The sequence below is a fragment of the Lentisphaera araneosa HTCC2155 genome, assembly GCF_000170755.1.
Lineage (GTDB): Bacteria > Verrucomicrobiota > Lentisphaeria > Lentisphaerales > Lentisphaeraceae > Lentisphaera > Lentisphaera araneosa.
In genome coordinates this window covers 54,307-74,557 of sequence record NZ_ABCK01000011.1, presented here as the reverse complement: position 1 = coordinate 74,557, position 20,251 = coordinate 54,307, and the positions used below count along the sequence as shown (strand labels likewise).

19 protein-coding genes are annotated in these 20,251 nt (G+C 42.1%); 5 read left to right on the top strand and 14 right to left on the bottom strand.

Annotation, left to right across the window (positions count from 1 at the left end; genetic code table 11):
- Window position 1 precedes the first annotated feature (1 nt).
- The gene (locus tag LNTAR_RS12350; protein ID WP_007279051.1) at window positions 2–976 is read right to left on the bottom strand and encodes a hypothetical protein; all 975 of its coding nucleotides are present in this window, start codon (window positions 974–976) and stop codon (window positions 2–4) included.
- Between the two features lie 106 nt (window positions 977–1,082).
- Here LNTAR_RS12350 and rph point away from each other — a divergent pair, with 106 nt between their 5' ends.
- Window positions 1,083–1,799: a ribonuclease PH gene (gene rph / locus LNTAR_RS12345; protein WP_007279050.1), complete on the top strand. Its 717-nt coding sequence runs from the start codon at window positions 1,083–1,085 to the stop codon at window positions 1,797–1,799.
- 2 nt (window positions 1,800–1,801) lie between these two features.
- Here rph and LNTAR_RS12340 read toward each other — a convergent pair whose 3' ends face one another.
- From LNTAR_RS12340 to LNTAR_RS12315, 6 genes are all read right to left on the bottom strand, one after another.
- Window positions 1,802–2,614, bottom strand: a complete 813-nt coding sequence (locus tag LNTAR_RS12340; protein WP_007279049.1) for a hypothetical protein — start codon at window positions 2,612–2,614, stop codon at window positions 1,802–1,804.
- Window positions 2,615–2,656: 42 nt separating this feature from the next.
- On the bottom strand, window positions 2,657–3,148 hold the full coding sequence (locus tag LNTAR_RS12335) for a D-glycero-alpha-D-manno-heptose-1,7-bisphosphate 7-phosphatase (protein ID WP_007279048.1): 492 nt from the start codon (window positions 3,146–3,148) through the stop codon (window positions 2,657–2,659).
- 1 nt (window position 3,149) lies between these two features.
- Window positions 3,150–4,262, bottom strand: a complete 1,113-nt coding sequence (gene aroC / locus LNTAR_RS12330) for a chorismate synthase (RefSeq protein WP_007279047.1) — start codon at window positions 4,260–4,262, stop codon at window positions 3,150–3,152.
- Between the two features lie 127 nt (window positions 4,263–4,389).
- Window positions 4,390–5,463 carry an SGNH/GDSL hydrolase family protein gene (locus tag LNTAR_RS12325; protein ID WP_007279046.1) on the bottom strand — a complete coding sequence of 358 codons (1,074 nt, stop codon included), beginning with the start codon at window positions 5,461–5,463 and terminating at the stop codon, window positions 4,390–4,392.
- Window positions 5,464–5,472: 9 nt separating this feature from the next.
- A complete protein-coding gene (locus LNTAR_RS12320) occupies window positions 5,473–6,942 on the bottom strand; it encodes an endo-1,4-beta-xylanase (RefSeq protein ID WP_007279045.1) in 1,470 nt (489 codons plus the stop codon).
- A gap of 1 nt (window position 6,943) precedes the next feature.
- Window positions 6,944–8,329, bottom strand: a complete 1,386-nt coding sequence (locus tag LNTAR_RS12315) for a sulfatase (protein ID WP_007279044.1) — start codon at window positions 8,327–8,329, stop codon at window positions 6,944–6,946.
- A gap of 178 nt (window positions 8,330–8,507) precedes the next feature.
- Between LNTAR_RS12315 and LNTAR_RS12310 the strand changes: the two genes are divergently transcribed.
- Window positions 8,508–9,962: a sulfatase gene (locus LNTAR_RS12310; RefSeq protein ID WP_007279043.1), complete on the top strand. Its 1,455-nt coding sequence runs from the start codon at window positions 8,508–8,510 to the stop codon at window positions 9,960–9,962.
- A 5-nt stretch (window positions 9,963–9,967) separates the two neighbouring features.
- Here the strand turns inward: LNTAR_RS12310 and LNTAR_RS12305 are convergent, their stop codons facing one another.
- Both LNTAR_RS12305 and LNTAR_RS12300 read right to left on the bottom strand, forming a co-directional pair.
- Window positions 9,968–10,744: a type II secretion system protein gene (locus tag LNTAR_RS12305; protein WP_007279042.1), complete on the bottom strand. Its 777-nt coding sequence runs from the start codon at window positions 10,742–10,744 to the stop codon at window positions 9,968–9,970.
- A gap of 125 nt (window positions 10,745–10,869) precedes the next feature.
- Complete coding sequence (locus tag LNTAR_RS12300; protein WP_007279041.1) at window positions 10,870–11,679, bottom strand: cysteine peptidase family C39 domain-containing protein; 810 nt, start codon at window positions 11,677–11,679, stop codon at window positions 10,870–10,872.
- A gap of 121 nt (window positions 11,680–11,800) precedes the next feature.
- On the opposite strand from LNTAR_RS12300, the gene LNTAR_RS12295 reads away from it, so the two are divergent.
- From LNTAR_RS12295 to LNTAR_RS12285, 3 genes are read left to right on the top strand one after another with little or no spacing between them, the layout of a single operon-like run.
- Window positions 11,801–13,246 carry an SDR family oxidoreductase gene (locus LNTAR_RS12295; protein ID WP_007279040.1) on the top strand — a complete coding sequence of 482 codons (1,446 nt, stop codon included), beginning with the start codon at window positions 11,801–11,803 and terminating at the stop codon, window positions 13,244–13,246.
- Window positions 13,230–14,177 (top strand): YbgA family protein, encoded by a 948-nt coding sequence (locus tag LNTAR_RS12290; protein ID WP_007279039.1) that lies wholly within the window; start codon window positions 13,230–13,232, stop codon window positions 14,175–14,177. Before LNTAR_RS12295 ends, LNTAR_RS12290 begins: the two co-directional genes overlap by 17 nt.
- Before the next feature lie 7 nt (window positions 14,178–14,184).
- Window positions 14,185–14,799, top strand: coding sequence for a flavin reductase family protein (locus tag LNTAR_RS12285; protein WP_007279038.1), 615 nt, complete (start codon window positions 14,185–14,187; stop codon window positions 14,797–14,799).
- Window position 14,800: 1 nt separating this feature from the next.
- Here LNTAR_RS12285 and LNTAR_RS12280 read toward each other — a convergent pair whose 3' ends face one another.
- The 5 genes from LNTAR_RS12280 to LNTAR_RS12260 form a co-directional block, all read right to left on the bottom strand.
- On the bottom strand, window positions 14,801–15,499 hold the full coding sequence (locus LNTAR_RS12280) for a type III pantothenate kinase (protein WP_007279037.1): 699 nt from the start codon (window positions 15,497–15,499) through the stop codon (window positions 14,801–14,803).
- The gene (gene hrpB, locus LNTAR_RS12275; RefSeq protein WP_083800025.1) at window positions 15,499–17,982 is read right to left on the bottom strand and encodes an ATP-dependent helicase HrpB; all 2,484 of its coding nucleotides are present in this window, start codon (window positions 17,980–17,982) and stop codon (window positions 15,499–15,501) included. The genes LNTAR_RS12280 and hrpB overlap by 1 nt, the downstream gene beginning before the upstream one ends.
- Window positions 17,983–18,037: 55 nt before the next feature.
- On the bottom strand, window positions 18,038–18,352 hold the full coding sequence (gene ppnP / locus LNTAR_RS12270; protein WP_007279035.1) for a pyrimidine/purine nucleoside phosphorylase: 315 nt from the start codon (window positions 18,350–18,352) through the stop codon (window positions 18,038–18,040).
- A gap of 73 nt (window positions 18,353–18,425) precedes the next feature.
- Window positions 18,426–19,886: an excinuclease ABC subunit UvrC gene (locus tag LNTAR_RS12265; RefSeq protein ID WP_007279034.1), complete on the bottom strand. Its 1,461-nt coding sequence runs from the start codon at window positions 19,884–19,886 to the stop codon at window positions 18,426–18,428.
- Between the two features lie 137 nt (window positions 19,887–20,023).
- Window positions 20,024–20,227, bottom strand: a complete 204-nt coding sequence (locus LNTAR_RS12260) for a hypothetical protein (RefSeq protein WP_007279033.1) — start codon at window positions 20,225–20,227, stop codon at window positions 20,024–20,026.
- Window positions 20,228–20,251: the final 24 nt, after the last annotated feature.

Genomic DNA, 20,251 nt, shown 5'->3' with positions numbered 1-20,251 from the left:
TTTAATCCTGTTGTTCCGATTTTATTATTAAATCCATAAGTGCTGGCGGAGTCAAGAGAGGTGGACCACTCAGCATTTTTGAGTCGATATTATGAGCGGATAAAGAAGCTCGTAATATTCTAGTTTTGAGAGAGGCATCAATACTTGAAACACTTTTGATCTCGTTAAGTTGAATGAGTGTTTCGGCTATGCTTTGTTTTTGGGCTTTGCTATAAAGCTGCAAAATGAGGTCGCTAATTGAAGCAGGTTTGCTTTTATGGTTGGTAGTTAGAGTGATAATGCTGTTGGCGAGTTGCCTTTCTTTAGTAGAGATTTTCTTTCCGCGACTGAGTTGATGGTAGTAAATCTCAGCACCACTTTTACTATCGAGTTTAAGATGAGCATTAAGTTGGTCGATTTGCAGAAGAGCAATCATGCGCAAATCTTCAGCTTTTTGATTGTTTTTATGAGCAATGATAGCTCTCTGATTTCGAAACCATTGATGGATTTTTTGGTTGTTGAGATTTTTGCTTTTTGGGAAAGCAAGAAGCATTTCTGCTTGGACTTTTTTTATTGTTTCAAGAGAAGCTACATCATTCTCTAGGTTGATCTTTAAATTTTCAAAATTCTCTAGAGCTTTGAGAGTACGAGACGTGTCTTCTAATGCTTTCGAGAGACCAAACTGCTTTATGTGTATTGCAATGAGTTGCTTAGCTTCGTTAAACTTTTTACCTTTGAGCAATTGATTACAACGAAGGATGAGCTGAACTTCTCCTTGGCGCTTCTGTAGTTTTTGGAGATGAAAATTTTCCTCAACATTCATTTCGTTTAATTGATCCTGGAGCTCGTTAGTTTTGTTTTGCTCAGAAAAATCAAGAACTTTTGAATAGTTTTTAATGGTTTGTGAATGGTCTTGTTCGATCCGTTTTTCTTGCTTACATGAACTGAGTCCAAGCACAAAAAGGCTAAAAAGTGAAAGTAATGTTTTTATGCTCATAGAAGATACGTGGAATCAGTGAAAGAAAATTGGAGTTTCGTGTTTTTTTATTTACCTCGCAACTTACCTTGAGGGGATTAAAAGTCAACTTAAAAGGAATTCTAAAATGAGAGTAGATGGACGTCAAAACGACCAGTTAAGAGAGATTAAATTTGAACTTGGATTTGTTAAGAATTCACTAGGCTCCGCTTTGTCAGCATGTGGCCTCACAGAAGTGATTTGTACAGTTAATATTAAAGATGGACTTCCAGGGTGGAAAAGTTCGGGTTCAGGAGGCTGGCTAACGGCCGAGTACCGCATGCTACCAGGAGCGACTCATACCCGTTCAAAACGAGAAGCGGGAGTTGGGGGGAGATCATCTGAGATTCAAAGACTCATTGGTAGGACTTTGCGAGCAGCAGTTGATTTGGATAAACTTGGAGACCGCACAATTCAGATTGATTGTGATGTGCTAAATGCTGATGGAGGAACGCGTTGTGCTTCAATAAATGGAGCCATGCTGGCCTTGATGAATGCTTTGAAAAAAATGGAAGAACAAGGCGTCGATATTTCTGGGATTATAAAAACGCCACTCTCGGCTATAAGTGTTGGCGTGGTAAAGGGGCAGGCTTTACTTGATCTTTGTTACAAAGAGGACTCGGCTGCCGATGTCGACATGAATGTGATTATGACGGCAAAAGGTGATTTTGTAGAAGTTCAAGGGACGGGTGAAGAGGCGGTGTTCAGTCGCCAAGAACTCAATGAACTTTTAGATGCAGGAGAGAAGGGAACTAAAGAGATTAGTGCAGAGTTGGCAAAAATTTATCCCGAATTTTTCGAATAAATCTAAGCGTGGTAATCTCTAATAATTTCTCCAATAGCGTTTCTGCTACGGAAGGGGCCAGCGATTTCCTCTAGACCCTCGAGGTTGTACATGAACCACTTACCGCGTTTGCGGTAAACAAATACTTGCTCAGGGACATCAAAGGCACCTTCTCTATAGGTAATATAGACAGGAGGTGATTTGATGATTTGGTGCATCTTGCCTTCTGTATATTTCTTTTGAAGTTTTTTATGATCGAGTTGGATTGACTCAAAGCCGTTGCCTTCATAGGGGAAGAATTCAAAAAAACCGAGTTGTTCGGTGTCTTCTTTTAAGCTTTGCGATTTGTGAGTCGCTTTGGCTGCTTTTCTGTGTTCCATGAGTTCCATGCCTTTTGGGTCTAAGTCATTTAAATTACTTAACTGGCTGAAGCGTAAAAGGGGTTGGAGAAGAGGGACCAATAAATCTATGATAGAGGCGGGGTCACTTTGGTGTTTTTCATACATTTCTTCATAGCCAATGTATGACCAGTCGGAGTAGATATTGGAGAGCTGGCTAGGTGTCCATGATTCAAGAGCTTCATACTCACTGCCAGCAATAGCATAAAGAGTAATGCCTTCTTTGATGTCCATGGTCAAACTTAAGCAGGGTTCTAAACTCCAGTGCTCATGATTATTGACTTGCAGTAGTCGAGGGTTTGTCTCGTTATGCCAAGGGCTAACACCCCATACCCAGAATTTCAACTGAGGGCGTCCCAATACATCGTCAGAAACACGTGCAAAGGCAAGTTGGTCATTGAGGCGAAAAAAACCAGATATGTAAAAATTTCCTAACATGATAATATTAATGTATCTCTAATTTACTGGGAGTGTTATGACTTAAGGAGCAAGGATGGTTTTTGCGGCGTCAGCAATGGTTTGCTCAGAAGAAATTTGGTAAAAGTTCCCAACTCCAGCAGCTTCAGAAGCGAGACGGTCACTTTCTTGGTCGCCAAGCATGATGCTTTTACTGAGATCAATATCACCAAAGTCTTCGGCAGCTTTTAGGAGCATACCTGGCTCTGGTTTGCGACATCCACAGTTTTCATCGCGATCGTGAGGACAGTGATAGATTGAATCAAAAAAACCACCTTCATTTTTGAGCTCATTTTGCATTTTATCGTGTAGGGCGTTTAGTTTTTCTTCGCTAAACTTGCCTAAGTTAATACAACGTTGGTTAGTTACTAGGATCAGGCGGTAGCCCGCTTTTTTGAGGGCAGCAATACCTGAGATAGCTCCAGGCATAAATTCAAAATCATCCCAGGTCATGACCCAGTTGCCAACTAAACGAACATTGACACAGCCATCGCGGTCAATAAAAATGGTTTTCATCCTATGGAGCGTCTCCAATTGGACCTGTTTGTGTAGGGCACTGAGCTCTCCAGCGCAAGAGGTGATCGGCAATAACTAGAGCACACATGGATTCTGCGATGGGTGCAAAACGGGGGAGAAGACATGGGTCGTGACGACCACCAGTTGAGATCTCCACAGCTTCACCACTTTGGTTAACTGATTTTTGAGCTCTTGGTAGAGAAGAAGTCGGCTTAACTGCGGCACGCATAATAATGTTTTCTCCACTGGAGATACCACCGAGCATTCCGCCGTGGTTATTTGTGGAAGTGTGGACACCATCTTCTGTAGGTTCGAAAAGGTCGTTGTTTTGCGATCCGCGCATCTCAACTACCGAGAATCCAGCGCCATATTCAAAAGCCGTTACAGCGGGGATCGACATGATTGCTTTACTTAAATCGGCTTTGAGCTTATCGAAGACGGGCTCGCCTAACCCAGGTGGGACTCCAGTGATGACCATTTCGGAGAGGCCGCCAATAGAGTCTTGATCTTTGCGAACTTCTTTGATAAGGTCGATCATTTTTTCAGCAGCTTCGGGATCGGGACAACGAACAATATTTGCTTCCACTTGTTCGAGGGTGATTGTTGCGGGATCCGCAATTTGAGCAGCCACATGACCGACTTGTTTAACGTAAGCAACGATATTGATACCGTGTTCAGCAATAATCTTTTTCGCGAGTGTACCTGCGGCAACACGACTAATAGTTTCACGAGCAGAAGAGCGTCCACCGCCACGATAATCTCGTAAACCATATTTTTTGTCAAAAGTGTAATCAGCATGACCAGGGCGATATTTATCAAATATCTTTGAGTAATCACGGCTACGTTGATCTTCGTTTGGTACGAAAATAGCGATACTTGTACCTGTAGTTTTGCCTTCGAAAACACCTGAAAGTATAGTTGCAGTATCTGATTCTTTACGCTGAGTTGTCACCGAGCTTTGTCCAGGTTTACGACGATCGAGGTCAGGTTGAATGTCGTCCTCAGAGAATTCTATTCCGGGAGGGCATCCGTCAATAATCACAACATTGCCTTTGCCGTGTGATTCTCCGGCAGTCGTAATTCTAAAAGCTTGTCCAAATGAATTGCCAGCCATAATGATTTCCATAAAGTAGATTAAAAAATTGCGCCTACTATAGAGCTGACTTTCTATGCATCAAGGAGCCTATATGGATAGAGTATGAATTCTATTTCATTTGAAAGCTTTACGGGAGTTTTTGAACTTATTTTACAAGTAAAGGAGCAATCTGTTTTTCGAGTTCGCGGGCGAAGTTGGATGCCCCATAGATACCCAAATGCACTGGGTCAGGTGAATCGGGACGTAAATTTTTGACTGAAGTAATGCTCTCGCCGGCAATAAAATGTAAGTTTTTATCACCTTCTTGACGTTTCTGAGCGACAAGTTGTTCAAGAGCCACTCGGTATTCATCGGGAGTTATTTTGGTTTTTGACGACTCTTTTGTTTTTGTGTAGAGTAAACTTATGCAGATGATTTTAGTATGTGGGTGGGCGGATCGTGCTTCGTTGAGGAACTGGTCATAAGCTTCAATATATTGTTTCACTGTTTTACCCTGAAATTTAAGGTCGTTATAGCCAATCAAAATTGTCATTAGCTTTACGTTGTTAAAATCCTTTAAACGCTTTGATAAGGCTGGGGAGATTTTACCTCCTCCAACAGCGAGGTTATATATTTGTAGGTCGAGTCTTTTGGAAAGTAAGAAGGGGTAAGTTTTATATGATTTAGAGTCTTGTCCGACTCCGTGGCTTATGGAGTCGCCAATCGCTAAATACTTCTTTTTTTGTTTGCTTTTATCTGCTTTTAATGATGATTTGTCATCGATGATGAAGTTTTGAAGTATGGGATTGGAAAAACTGGGTAGCACCAATTCATAAGTCGTTTCACTTCCGGGCGATGGATTATCAAAGCTAATGACAATAGGCTGAGTTTTTTTGAAACTGAACTCTTGAACCAGTTTTCTTCCGATGTAGAGAGCAAAGTCAGAGCCACGATTTTCAGCTTCTTTTGGAACGACAAAGTTAAGGGTGATTTTTGAACTATTTGAGGTAAAGGAGATGCTGACGCCAGAACTTGTTTCAGCTTTTTTCATATTGAAACCAAGCTGAGTACTCTTGAGTTTTTGAAATTCCAGAGGGAAGCGACGGAATTCCATTCCCTGCTGAGTCAGTTGACTGTACTGTGCTCCTCGTATGGTATAGGTCATTTTAGAAGCGGGGATTGTTTTTTCGGCCCAGAGTAATGGGCAGAGGATAAATGCGAGGCTTAGAAAAAACTTCATATTCATTTCCTAGAGTTTAATTTCAATAATTTTGTTTTTGTCGAGCTGGATAGTTTTGTTGACTTTCTTTCCTTGGTGGGTGAAACTTACTTTGTAACGCCCTTTAAATACCTTGATTTTGGCAATGCCTAATTCATTTGTTTTGACTGAAGCTTTGGTGGTCCAAAGTGTTTTGAAGAGGTATTTCCATACGAGACCATTAGCGTTTAACGAGCCATCGGCATTAATCATAAAAGACGAGTAGCCCCAACTCGGTTTACCATTTAACATCGCTGTCTTTGAGGATTGAAATATAGTCCAAACGTACAGTCCCTTGACCAGTTTGTGACTGAAATAAGTACTCGCCACTTGGAAGGTGATCTCTGCGCGTTGTTGATCGCTTAGCTTGCGTTTGAGATCCACGACTTCAAATTCAGTGCCTTTGATGGGCAAGTTGAATTTGTTGAGCCGATTTAAATTTTTGTATATTTGTTCAGGACTAATATCGAACTTGAATCGACTTTGTATTCCTAGGCCGTGGAGTGGGGTTCCTTGATCTAGCAGGTCTTGAACATTCTTTTCGTAGCTATCTTTGAATGAATCTTTAACGCCAGAGACGATTTGGTATTCGTTGAGGTAGAGCTTAACATTAGGGTTTTTTGCGGCTTGCTTAGCGAGTTTAAACCATTTGGCTTCTTCGCTCTTGCCCAATTTATCTTGAACCATGTGATTAGCCCTCGGTTCATTAATCACATCCCATTCATAGAGGTCCCATTTTTTTGCCCATCTACGGATCATGTCATTACAGGCTTTACGTAATTTAGTTTTATTATCTTTGTGTTCGAGAACTTCCTTGGGAAGATGTTTTTCTCCTGGCCAAATTAAGGTGTGACCACGAAGTGGGATCTTATTTTCTTTCGCCCATTGGATCGCTTTTGGAAGGTGTTCGGCATGACTTTTTTCTAGTTTTGGTTTAAAAGCATTGTTAAAGCCTGTGGCATTAAATAAATCAAGAAACTTCGAACGGTAAATCTTGGGGTCAATATAGGGCTTCGTGGATTTGCGGACCCCGCTAAATTGCCAAATACTCATGATGCCCCCATGGTGAAAGTCATGACTTTCCAGATTGATTTTTACATCCGTATGGGCGATGCTATTGCCTTGTGAATCCTTTAAAACAAGAACTAAGTCAGATTTCCTATGTTCTTCGACCCGCTTTGTTACCTGTTGAAACCAAGGAGCTTTTTCTTGTTTTTTTATGAGGTAAGCAACGGATTTGTATTCTTGTGGGAGTTTTTTAACTTCAGAACCCACTTCACTGTAGGGGATGTCGGCAATTTGTAGCTCAGATACATCGACCTTTTGTCCAGAATTCCAAAAAATGCAGACTAAAATAAAAGTACTCAGTCCTAGGATCATGAAAATTTTGAGTAAAAGTGAAAAAGAACTCTGTTTTGGTTTTTCTTGTCTTTTTCGAGTATGTGAGCGAGTTTTAGGCATATTATTTGACTTTGAACATCAGTTGGCAGCCCTTGCCATCTTCACGGAGGGCTTGGCTAAGAGTTCTAATAAGTTCCTTTGATTCCTGCTGTGTAGCTAGGTTGATCTTTTCTTGGGGATCGTTTTCGTAATCATAAAGTTCGATAGCCTCAACTTTATTTCCTTTGCTCCACTCAATATAGCGATAGCGCTTGGTGCGGTAGGAATAGCCTTTAGCGCCTTTGCTTTTAAAGAAACTAATCGCCCCATTTTTGTGTTGATCTTTTTCACCGTTGATGACGGGGAAAAGACTGGTGCCTTGGACAACTTCTGGCACTTCAAGACCCGCAGCTTCACATAGTGTGGGGAAGATATCGATGAGCCCCGCAGGAGTGTGGCTTTTTTGAGCTTTTTGCTTAGGAAGCGAAATGATCAGCGGCGAACGCGTGGCTTGTTCTAAGTTCGTGTGTTTTCCCCACATGTTATGATCGCCAAGGTGGAAGCCATGGTCACCCCACAAAACGATGATGGTATTGTCGGCTAGATTGCGTTTTTCCAAATCTTGGATCAAGCGGCCAACCAAGGCATCGATATAAGAAACACAGGCTAAGTAGCCATGATAAGCTTCTTTTTGAAGCTCAATCGCTATGGGGCCTTTCTTGGGAATGCCATCATAACTACGAAGTTCATTACTATCATGCCAACCATAGTCACTCGCACCTTGGGCTTTATCTAGAAAACTAGGGAGAGTGAGTCGTTCACGATCGTAGAGGTCCCAATACTTTTTTGGAGCTACAAAAGGCAAGTGTGGTTTTTTGAACCCCACGGCAACAAAGAACGGTTTATCCTGATTCTGTGCTTGTTCGAGTAAATCGAGGCCATTCAAGAGGATTTGTCCATCAGTCAAGTCTTCGTCATTGAGTTCGGGAGCCTTCGCAAAATGCTTGCCATCCTTGAGCTTAACTTTTCCGTAATTGAGTGTTTTGTAGGGGGTGCTCCATGAAGGGGCATCATCTTTAGTACGGCCATCAACACAACGAGGATCATATATCTTGCCTGTAGCCGCAGTGAAATAACCAGAGTTTTTAAAGTGTTGCGGCAGGGTGAGAACATCTGGGTTAACTGAACGCATGGGAGTTTTTAAATCCATGACACCAGTACTTTCCGGGTAAAGCCCCGTCATTAAACTGGCGCGTGATGGGCCACAAACGGCCCATTGACAATGAGCATTAGTGAAAACACTTGAACGCGAAGCGAGTTTATCGATGTTCGGGCTTTTAACTTGAGTATTACCATAGGCTCCTAGCTCGGGCTTTAAATCATCCACGGCAATAAATAATACATTGGGTTTTTCAGCGGCTAAAATTGTAAATGTAAAGAGTGTACAAAAGAGAGAGCGTTTTATCATAGTGAGTTCCGAATGTTCCGTTTACCTTTCTATATCTGTGGCTAGGTATTATTTGACATGATTTACAAAGAAAAATTTATTTTTATTCCGATGGAAATCTATTTTAAGCTGTCAACATAATTCGATGCTCAGCTATTATGATTGTCGAATGATAAAAAATATACAGGATCACTTTACAATGATGAAGATTTTAGGCGTATTACTTTTTACTTTGACTCTTTTTGGAGCAGAAAAACCCAATATAATTTTATTTTACGTCGATGACTTTGGCGTAAACGACCTTTCTTGTAATGGCAGCACCTTTTACGAAACACCCCATATGGATCAATTAGCGGCTGATGGTGTGAAGTTTACCAACGCTTACACGGCTTTCCCAAGATGTTTGCCGGCTCGTCAAGCATTACTCACGGGGAAATACCCAAGTCGTTTTGATGTTCAGCCTTATCCCAAACAACATTTGCCTTTTGAAGAAGTCACTTTTGGTGAAGCTTTGAAAGAGGAGGGCTACGAGACTTCCTATATTGGCAAATGGCACTTAGGCCACAAGGGACAAGACCCTAGTAAGCAAGGTTTCGATCACATTGTTCACACTGGTCATGCGGGTGCGACAAAAAGCTTCTTTTACCCATTTCCGGTGGAAAAAGGTCACAGTGTAGAGAATCCTGTAAAAGGTAAAGAAGGGGATTACCTAACAGATATCTTGCGTGATGAAGCTTGCGAATTTATTAAATCAAAAGCAGATAAACCATTTTTGCTAGTGATGGCGCATTATGCGGTCCACACCCCACTCGAAGGTCGTCCTGACTTAGTAGAGAAATATCGCAAGAAGCTCAAAAAAATGGGCTTGAGTGAAGGTGGTCATAGCGATGATGCCGATATCGTTCGAGATAAAACGGGTATGCATAAAACCATTCAAAATAACCCTCATTATGCGGCTTTAATTGAAAGTGTAGATACGAGTTTGGGTAAGATTATGCAAACTTTAAAAGATCTAAAGATCGATGATAACACCGTTATTATTTTATCGGCTGACCACGGTGGCTTGTCATCGAGAGGCCTTAATAACAAACGCCCATTAGCAACGACTAATGCACCTTATCGTCAAGGTAAAGGCTGGACTTATGAAGGTGGTATTCGTGTGCCTCATATTGTGAAGTGGCCTGGTAAAGTTAAAGCTGGCACAGTTAGTACGGTACAAACAATCGGCACGGATCACTACCCCACAATGTTAGAAATGGCGGGTTTAAAACTAAAGCCAGAGCAGCATATAGATGGAAGAAGTTACCTCAAAGCCTTAAAGGGTGAAGGTTATCAGCGAGATGGAATGTTCTGGTATTCGCATACGGCTCGTCCAGATAGCACCGGAGACACTCGTGGTATGGCTTACACAGAAGGGAAATACAAAATTCACGAGTGGTTTGATGAAGGATCGCTTGAGCTTTATGATTTAGAAAATGATCTAGGTGAGCAAAATGACCTCAGTAAGCAAATGCCTGAGAAAGCCAAAGAACTTCACGACAAAATGCTGGCGATAGAAGCATCAATTGGCAACTACAGGAAGCAAGGTTTGCGCTCTACGCAAAAGCGTTTAGAGAAGAAAAATAAGTCAAAGAAAAAATCTAAGAAGCATTAATTGGGTTACTGAGCACTATCGAACCATGAACCTCGGTAGTTACTCAATGTAGAACTGATGGCGGATCCTTCGAGCACTTGATAAGAATTCATTTTTTTGGCACTGCCATCCACCATAGAGAAGTTACTGATGCCTTTATCGAAGTGGTTACTGACTTTGAGGCCCGCAACACTCGTTGGATTAAAAATGAACTCGCGATAAAAATATCCTGTAGTGCCATGGGATTGATCACCACCGCTTCCGACGAGGTTCCACTTATTCCAATGTTCGCCCAGAACAATGGTTTTATTTGCCTTAGTCACTTCAGTTACTTTAATTGATTCAGCAACTCGATCTTGGGCAGGGTTGGCGCTACCAGTTTTTTCACGCCCACTGACTCCAACATTCCAATTTCCTGAGGATTTATAATCATTAATGATGTAGGATTTTCTAAATTTACTTGCCGCAGCTGAAGCGACATCGTCTGAAGGGCATTGCAGCTTTGTATAGCTATAGTTGACATTCGACATGCCATTTTCTGCTATTTCATCGTCGGTCCATTGCAGGCCGTAATAAGATGCAACGAGATCATCCCAGCCATAGTTGCCATAAGCGGCAGGGAAATAGCTGTCGTTATCTTCGTTATACATAGTGATTGAGATGCTGAGTTGGCGAGCCGAGCTGAGGCATTGAGTCATCTTGGCAGTTTTGCGAGCCTTGCTGAGAGAAGGTAAAAGCAAGGAAGAGAGGATCGAGATGATGGCGATCACGACTAATAATTCAACCAAAGAAAACTTTTTCATTTTAACTCCGTGTACAATTGAGGTTTTAATAACTCCAGTACGTAAGCTCAATTGGTCATATAACATTAAAATATGATTTATAAGTATTTTTTTTAATGAATATCTTAATTAGCTGTAATGCAAGCTTAGGTTTTGGGGCTGATCTCAATTCCATTTCCATGCCAACGCGAGCCTAAATACTCCGCACTCCAGTAAACCCTTCCTTTGTCAGGGTCCCAAATTTCATAAAACTCATTGACCTTATTCATGATAACTAAGGCGTGCTTTTCTTTTCCTAAAGGTGCATCGACAAAAAGTATCGCTGGGAAGATAATTGCTTCGACAGTTTTATTATGAACGATTTTCGCTTCAAAGTCCAACTTACGTGCACCGAGAACTATTTGCGCAGGAGAACTGCCTTGCACGCTCGTTCCAATGGCATTTACACAAGTGCGTTCGCTTTGAGGCATTTGAAAGTAATGACTAATATTGGCAAGTGAAGCAGCAGCACAACTCATGGGGTCGCTTTGAAGAATCACTCCATTTAATTGACGTTCTTTTATTTGCGGACTTCGCGTGTGATAGAGATAAATACTATTGAGTGACATATAAATAAATAATACGGCTAAACTTGTACTTAAACGATCTTGCTTCTCCTTGAGGGTAATTAAGAAAAGGAACGTTGATGAATATACGACAAGGGAATTGAGCCCAAAAAGAAAGATTTCAATAGCGTAAGCTTGAGGGTATAGAGGCAGTTTATAGGCGTACTCATACTTAAGAGATAAAACCCTAAGCACAAATCCAAGCATAGCAATGATGATGAAAAAAATAAAGCCAGCAATATTTTTGTGGAAGGCATTATGGCGAGTGAGTTGAGTTGCTTTACGAGCATAAACAGTTTTCGCGAGATAAAACGCAAGTAGGCTCGAAGTGATGATTACAATTAAACTCATAAACTTAATATGTAATTCTTAGCTTCAATTAAAAAGTTTTTGTGAATTTCTTGGTAAAAAACTTTTAAAAACGTTCAAAACGTTCATTATTGATTTATGTGTAAATAATGAATGGCTTTGAATGAAAATATTAATTACAGGTGCGAGTGGCTACATAGGCGGACAACTCATGATGTCTTTGTACAAGAAATATGAAATTTCTTGCTTAACTCGAACGAAAAAAGATTACTTAGAAAGTATGTATCCCGAAGCAAACTTTTGCTATGGCGATGCATCAAATACTGAGGATGTGGAAAAAGCCTGTGAGGGCGTTGACATTATTTTTTATTTCATTCATGCAATGGGAAGCAGTGGCGACTTTGAGCAAGAAGACAAAATAAATGCGCTCAACTTTTCCCATGCGGCGCAAGCTTGCGGTGTAAAGAGGATTATTTATTTAGGTGGACTTGTCGAAGCGGACTCGAAGATGTCAAAACACATGAAAAGTCGTGCAGAAGTAGGGAGACTGCTCAAATCTGATGGGGTTCAAGTTTTGGAGTTTCGCGCTTCGGTGGTTTTGGGCGCGGGTAGTCTATCCTTCGAAATGATTCGTGCTCTCGTAGAGCATTTACCGATGATGGTTTGTCCCTCATGGGTACGTAAGTATTGCCAAGCAATTTATATAGGTGATCTCATCAAGTATCTAGTACGAGCTATTGAATTAGGAGTCGAGGGTAGTCATATTTTTGAAATAGGCGGTAAAGATGTCACTACTTATGGAGAATTAATGAAGAGCTATGCCAAGCTTAGATCTCTGAAAAGATATATGATTCCCGTTCCCATATTAACGCCTCATTTATCGAGTTTATGGTTGGGACTAGTGACACCTCTTTATTCTCGCGTAGGTCGCAAAATTATTGATAGTGTGAAACACGATAGCGTTGTGTCAGATCCGGTATCAAAAGAATTATTTCCTTTTGATTGTATTGGGGTGGATGAAGCGCTTAATTTAATCCAAAAGAATGAAGATGAGGGCTACGTGCATACGAGATGGAATGATGCGATGGCGGCTGCTGGAATTAAAAAAGTTGATTGGAAGGGAGTTCACTTTGGAAATCGTTTAGTCGATTCGCGAACACTAGAAGTTAATTGTTCTGCAGAAAAAGCTTTTTATCCCATACAAACTATTGGGGGAGACAAAGGTTGGTACTGTGGCAATTGGCTCTGGTCTATGCGTGGTTTTCTCGATTTACTCATGGGAGGGCCTGGAGTACGACGAGGCCGACGCGATCCTAATACTCTGCATCAAGGAGATGTATTGGACTTTTGGAGAGTGGACCTCTATAAAGCCAACGAAGTCTTGCTTTTAGAAGCGGAAATGAAATTACCTGGGAGAGCCTGGCTCAAATTTGAGGTGACTCCAGTCGATGAGAACAATTGTAAGATTCGACAAACTGCAATTTACGACCCTTTAGGATTTTTGGGTGTGGTCTATTGGTACGCAGTTGTACCCTTGCACGCCTATGTTTTTGGGGGGATGATTAAGGAAATTAAAAAGAGGGCTTTGCAACATGCAAGAGAAAATTAAAATTGGTTTATCCGCCTGCCTATCAGGTGATGAAGTTCGTTATAACGGTCAGGGCTGTAGAGATAAATTAGTCATGGATCAACTCCACGACTTTTTTGATTACGTGAAAGTATGCCCAGAAATGGCCATTGGCTTGGGGACTCCGAGGCCGACGATTCGCTTAGTCCAACACGAAAAAATTCGTCTCCAAGAAACTAAGGGTGATGGTGATTACACCGAGAAGATGGAAGCCTTTGCTAAAGAGGATATGGAAAGGCTTAAAAAGCTGGATCTCTGTGGCTTTATATTTAAGAAAGGCTCGCCTTCCTGCGGGGCTTATCGCGTAAAAATCTACAGTGAAGAAGGTCATCCCCTTATCGAGAAAACTGCGGGCATGTACGCACTGCAAGTCAAGAAGAATTTTCCTTGGCTACCCATAGAAGAAGATGGTAGACTCAATGATGCACCGCTTTTTGAGAACTTCATTTTCCGTGCTTTTGCTCTCAATGATTGGCAACAAATGTTGCGTAAGGGTTTAAGTCATGGGGGCTTACATAACTTTCATCGTCGCCACAAATACGCACTCATGGCGCATAGTCATGAAGCCGTGAACGAGCTTGGAAATTATATCGCCCACAAGGGAGACTTGAGTATAGAAGTTATGGCAGAAAGTTATTTGTCGCGCTTTATGGACTTTATGTCCAAGCCACCAAAACGCTTGCAACATGCCAATGTGCTCTATCACCTTTTGGGCTACTTCAAAAAGGATATCGATGCTTTTGATAAAGAAGATACCGTAAAAATGATTGAGCAGTATCGCAAGGGCTATATTCCTCTCGTTGTACCGATCACAAGGATTTCTCACTATACCCAAAAATATGAACAAGAGTATTTGATGGATCAATCCTATCTTGAAAGACCCGATAAATTAGGTCTTTTAAACAAGCTGTGAGCCGGTAATGATTTTAAATAGAGATGATATTGAGGCAATGGAGAAACGTCATCGTACCTGTTTGATCAATTGCCTCTCAGGATACAAGAGTCCTATGTTGGTGGGAACAAAAAGTCAATCAGGAGTAGATAACCTCTCCTTATTCAGTTCTGTATTTCACTTAGGAGCAAATCCACCGCTCATAGGAATGATAAGTCGTCCTCATACAGTGATCAGAGATACATTAGAAAATATCATAGAAACGGGAGTTTATACACTAAATTTAGTGGATGATTCATTTTTTCAATTAGCACATCAATGCTCAGCGCGTTACCCCCAAGATGAATCTGAATTCGAAGGTGCAGGAATTGAAAGTGAGTTTGTCAACGACTTTCAGGCTCCATTTGTCTTACAAAGTGCATTAAAAATAGCTTTGGAATTGAAAGAAGTGAAGCACCTAGAAATCAACAAAACGGAACTCATTATCGGTGAAATTAAATTCATCGAAATTGATGATGAGATTTTAACTGAGGATGGTTTTGCGGATATCGCAAAAGCGGGAGCCGTAGCAAGTGTGGGCTTAGATGCTTACCATAGAGTCGAATTAGCCAACCGTCTCGCCTACGCTAAATACAGTAAATAAATTATTTAATTAACTCTAAAAGACCGCTGAGGGTAAAGTGCGGCGGGGCAAGTTCTGCATCGGGAAAGTATTTCTTGAAAAACTTGGCGTCGCCACCAGTGAAGACAATGGTCATGTCTGGATAGTGTTTGCTATTGTGCTTAACTAGCTTTTCGATGGCACCAATGAGTCCAATGTCAACGCCGCTCTGTATAGCCTCGATAGTATGACGGCCAGGGCTTTTGGCCAGGGTCGAACTCAAAGGAGCAAGAGGCAGTTGGCCAGTAGCAGATGTCAAAATTTTTCTTTGTAGGAGTCGTCCCGGTAGAATGTTTCCACCCTGAAATTGATTACTTTTATCAATGAGCTCAGTTGTTACGCAAGTCCCACAGTCCACAACCATGACCGGTGTGCTGTAATGTTTTTTTGCGGCGAGTGCATTAGCAATGCGATCAGCTCCAATCGAGAAGTGATCCACATCGGCAAACTTGATTGATTTTGCGAGCTCCGCATTAAGTAAAATGAGTTTTTGACCAAAACGCACACAGAGTTGTCCAGTGACCTTGGGTACGACCGAGGCTACGACCATGCGGTCGATGTCTTTTTCGCGATCAGAAAGCTCTTTCATAATATCAGTGGTTTTGACTATCTCTACATTGACGAGATTGTCCCAAGCCATTTCAGAATGAGTGTTTCCAATATTGACAAATAAGGTTTTCATTAGATCCATTTGTGTTTGTGATAGCGTCGTGATAAAGCGGGCTTAATCTCAGGATATAACCCTGACCAAAAGTTTTCAAGGTTTTTGGTCACCTGAATAGGGCGATGATTGGGTGCTAATATCTCAAAAGTTAGTGGAATACGGGCTGGACCGATCAAAGGGGTCTCTTTTAAGTCAAAAAGCTGTTGGATGAATGCACGTGCATAAATCTCTTTTCCAGATTCATAAATAATGCGTAATTTTTTGCCTTCTGGGAGCTGAATACTTTCGGGTGTGGCTTCGTCAATAAAGCATTGTTCATCCCAAGAAAGTAAGTTTTTTAAATATACGAGGCAATCCATGTCGCGGACTTCCGAAGCCTTAGTTATACCCGAACACATTTCCATGTAGACGATTTCTAGATCTTGGTCGGAGTAAGTGATCAAGTCTTTATCGGGGTAGAGTTCCGCGCATTTGCGGACGCGAGTTATCCAGAGCTCAACTTTTTCATTCCATTTGTTGAGCTTAATCGTTCCATCAATAATTTTTTCGGCTAAAACTTGTTCTGTTTGGGCATTGGCTTCACAAATACTAATTTTTTCTTCGATGATCAGCGATCGAAAAGCGTGTTGCTTGGCTTGACGAACAGATTTAGAACTCGGATCCCAAACCATGCGCTCCTGACTTTGTAATTCACCAGGGAAAGTATGATCGAGCAATTCGGGACTGATACTTGTGAGTTGCGAAAGTTTGGTTTTAGCTCCCAAACTCGATGCGATATCCGCAATGCTCGTGGCTAAAATTAAATCGGCTTTTTTCTGTGAACTCAAGCGATCAATTTCACCTTTTTGTTTGTTGGCGAGTGTGACCTGCAGGGAACTCGTATCTCGACGCTTGGCGAGGTGATCGGGGAAGGCACGCAAGAGACAGCAGTGCGGATGCATATCATTGAAGTCATTAAGGCGAGGCAATTTCTCGCAGAGACGGAGGAATTGCATGCGAGCTAAATCAACTGAGCGGCAATTGTTAGCATTCAAACCATATTTATCACATTCTTGAGGAGCGAACTTTAACGATTTCGCGCTATAGAGCAATTCCGCCATTAAGTCGAGGTCGGAACTGAAATCTACATGCTTCCCTGGAATTAAATCGAGTAACTTCTTTTTGTTGCGATTGAGAATAATCGGCGCTTCAGAAATGAGTGCGGCATAAGTGCAGGCCTTATCCATTTGATCTGCCTGAGTTCCGTAGTAAAGCAGAGCGGCCAATCGTGGTGAGCAAGGCATTTTGGAAGCGTGGACACCCGCCGTACTTAGCCCACGGTGTGCGTTGGTGAAACCTAAATTCGAGAGTAAACCCCAAGCTTGTTCAATATCATCGGGAGCATCAATTAATTCTAGGTCAGAGAGGTCGTTGAAGCCCTGAGCTAAACATTGTAATAGTAATTCAGAGGGATCACAACGGAGGATTTCGGGTTCAAAATGTTCGGGTTTGCGACTTTGTTCAGATTTTGACCACAAACGCAAGCAGCGTCCCGCGGAAGTTCGACCGGCACGCCCACTTCGCTGCTCGGCACTGGACTGTGAAACGCTTTTGGTGTAAAGGGTGTTGATTTGACGTTGGGGATCATAGGCACTTTGACGAACGAGTCCGGAGTCAATGACCGCAGTGATATTGGGGATGGTTAAAGAAGTTTCGGCAATATTCGTCGAGACGATAATTTTTTGCTGACCAGTATTTTCGATAATGCGATCCTGCTCTTGGGGATTTAGCTGGCCATGAAGTGCAAAAATGGGCGTCTTTAAGACTTTCTTAAGCTCATTCACTGTTTTGGTAATTTCGTATTTACCTGGCATGAAAATCAATAAGCTCCCATCCGTTTGTGCAATGAGGTTTTTTGCGGATTTCGCAGCGACTTCCCAAATCTTTTTTTGACGATCGGGAATGAGGTAATTAATGTCAACGGGAAAATGTCGCACGTCGGTAGTGATCAGCGGACAATTGAGTTTCTTTTGCAGCTTATCAACGTCAAGCGTCGCACTCATGAGCATGAGGTGAAGTTTATCTTGTCGAGACTGAATTTTTTGACACATGGCAAAAGCCAAATCCATTTGCCAGCGACGTTCGTGAAACTCATCAAAGAGTACGGCGGCAATCCCATTGAGCTGAGGGTTATTTTTGAGTTGTTGCAAAAAGAGGCCATCAGTCATGAAGATAATTTGCGTGTGCGCCCCCACTTTTGAGTCGTGGCGTATGTTATAGCCAATTTCATCGCCGAGTTTTTCTGAACGGAGGCGTGCGGTGTGGTGAGCTAGAAACTTTGCGGCGGCTCGGCGCGGTTGCAAAACAATGATTTTGCCGGGCATTTTACCAGAGTCTAATAATATACCCGGAACACAAGTAGATTTCCCCGAACCCGTAGGGGCGGAGAGTAGCATCAACTTGTCTTTGATCAGGGTGCTAATTAAATCGTCAGCAACTTCGTGTATGGGTAGTTTATTCATGGCTTTTAGGCAAAAAGAAGCCCGACTAAAAGTCGGGCTTAAAAGTGATCTAACTTTAGTCTAAGTAAGAGCAGCAGTAATCGAAACCTTCTTCGATTTTGAGCTTGAAGCTTGAGTTAGCAGGAACATTGAAAGAACTACCGGCTTCAAAAGTTTGCCAGTCATCAGAACCAGGAAGTAAAACAACGGCTTTACCACCAAGAGCTTCCATGATTTCAGCTTTTTCAGTACCGAATTCATAATCACCCGCATTCATGTAACCAAGAGTTTTCTTTGTACCATCAGCGAAGATAACCGCGCGGCTCGTAACTTTTCCGTCAAAGTAGACGTTTGCAGCTTTCACTACAGTAACATTATTAAATTCAGACATTGAATCCATCCTTTTAGTTTTTAAGAGCCCTCAAAATACTTGTTGAGGTGGATTTTTAAAGGATGGAAGTAAACTAATTTTTCTTGAGGTATTCGAGGATCATGTGAGCACTCTTTTCACCAAGGCCTGGGACCGCTTCGGCAATATCTTGTGGCGAGGCTTTGCGAATTTCGCGAACGGAGCCGAAATGATTGAGCAGAGTCATTTTTCGCTTCTTGCCAATGCCGGGGATATCATCCAAAAGCGAGTTGGCAACTTGTTTGCGTCTGAGCTGACGGTGAAAGTTAATGGCAAAGCGGTGCGATTCATCGCGCAAATGCTGCAACATCTTGAGTCCAGCAGAAGTACGCGGCAAAATTTTTCCTTCGGAGTCATTGCGAGTGAACAGCAATTCGTGCTTTTTAGCTAAGCCATAAGTCGGAATATGATCAATGCCCAACTCATCAATAGATTGCAAGGCAGAGCTTAGCTGACCCTTTCCGCCGTCAATGAGAATGAGGTCGGGTAGGGGGCGCTTCTCTCTAAGTAAACGACTGTAGCGACGATAAACAATTTCTTTCATGGAAGCAAAGTCATCGGGCCCTTCCACAGTCTTGATTTTGAAGTGGCGGTAACTCTTGTTATCGGGTTTGCCATCGACGAAGCGTACCATGGAAGCCACCGCATGAGTGCCTTGAAAGTTGGAGTTATCAAAACATTCAATTACAGAAGGGGTGATGTCGAGCTCGAGACGTTTTTTTAAATCGGCAACGGGATCTTCTTTATGCTTAGGATTGATCGAGGCGTTAACAAACTTACGTCTCTGTTTGAGAGCCGATTTCAAATTGGTGATGATATCGCGATAAGTTGCGGCTTTCTCGAATTGCAGCTTTTCTACATAATTCTGCATCGCCTCATTGAGTTCATCTACGATGTCAGCAATTTGCCCTTCGAGAACTTTGATCATGTCACCCACGCTCTCGCGGTATTGCTCTTGGGTGACGCTTTGGTCACAAGGAGCTGAGCAATTGCGCAGGATCTGTTCTTTGCAGTGTTTGCGATCACTGAGGTCGGGAATGCGGCTCGTGCACGTGCGTAGCTTAAAGTAACGCGTTAGGAACTCTACTGTGGAACGAATCGCACTCGAGCAGGGGAAGGGGCCGAAATAAGCCGCTCCATCATCTTTGCGGACTCGAGTAAGTAAAATACGAGGATAGGGTTCATTAATGGTGACTTTCACTAAATAGAAGTTCTTGTCATCGCGCATAAGAATGTTGTAATGAGGGGAGTACTCCTTAATAAAGCGCGACTCAAGTAAGAGGGCTTCGGATTCGCTTTTGACTTCATAGGTTTCGTAGAAAGCGATACTATTAATTAGTGAGCGCAACTTGGGATCGGCAGTGGCCAGGCGCGAGGCTTGGAAATAAGTCGCTAGGCGTTTGCGCAACGACTTAGCTTTGCCCACGTAGATCACTTTTGCAAAGCGGTCGCGAAAAACATAAACTCCGGGGTCGGAGCTTATTTTTCTGGGGCTAAAGTCATCGCGTTCATTCATTATGGGGTTTCCTTGTGATTCAAAATTATGCCGAGCCAGAAAAAAGACAAGCTTGATGAGCACGAGTAGAACTTTGAATTCGGGCACAAAAAAAGAGGCTCAAAAATGAGCCTCTTCAAAAATCTTAAGTCAAAAACTTATGCAGCGTATTGAGCAGCAGTTTTTTGTGGTGACTTGAGGTGATCGCGAAGTTGCTTAGTATTCATTTGTGCAACTTTTGCTTCTGGAACGCCAAGAGCCATTACGCGGTTCTTGTGTTCGAGGATACGACGTTTCTTTCTAGCGCCAGATTTTCTAGGGCGACTAGTATTTTTATTCTTTTTACCAAAAACTCTTTTCATGTCAAAGTCCTAATAATATTGTGC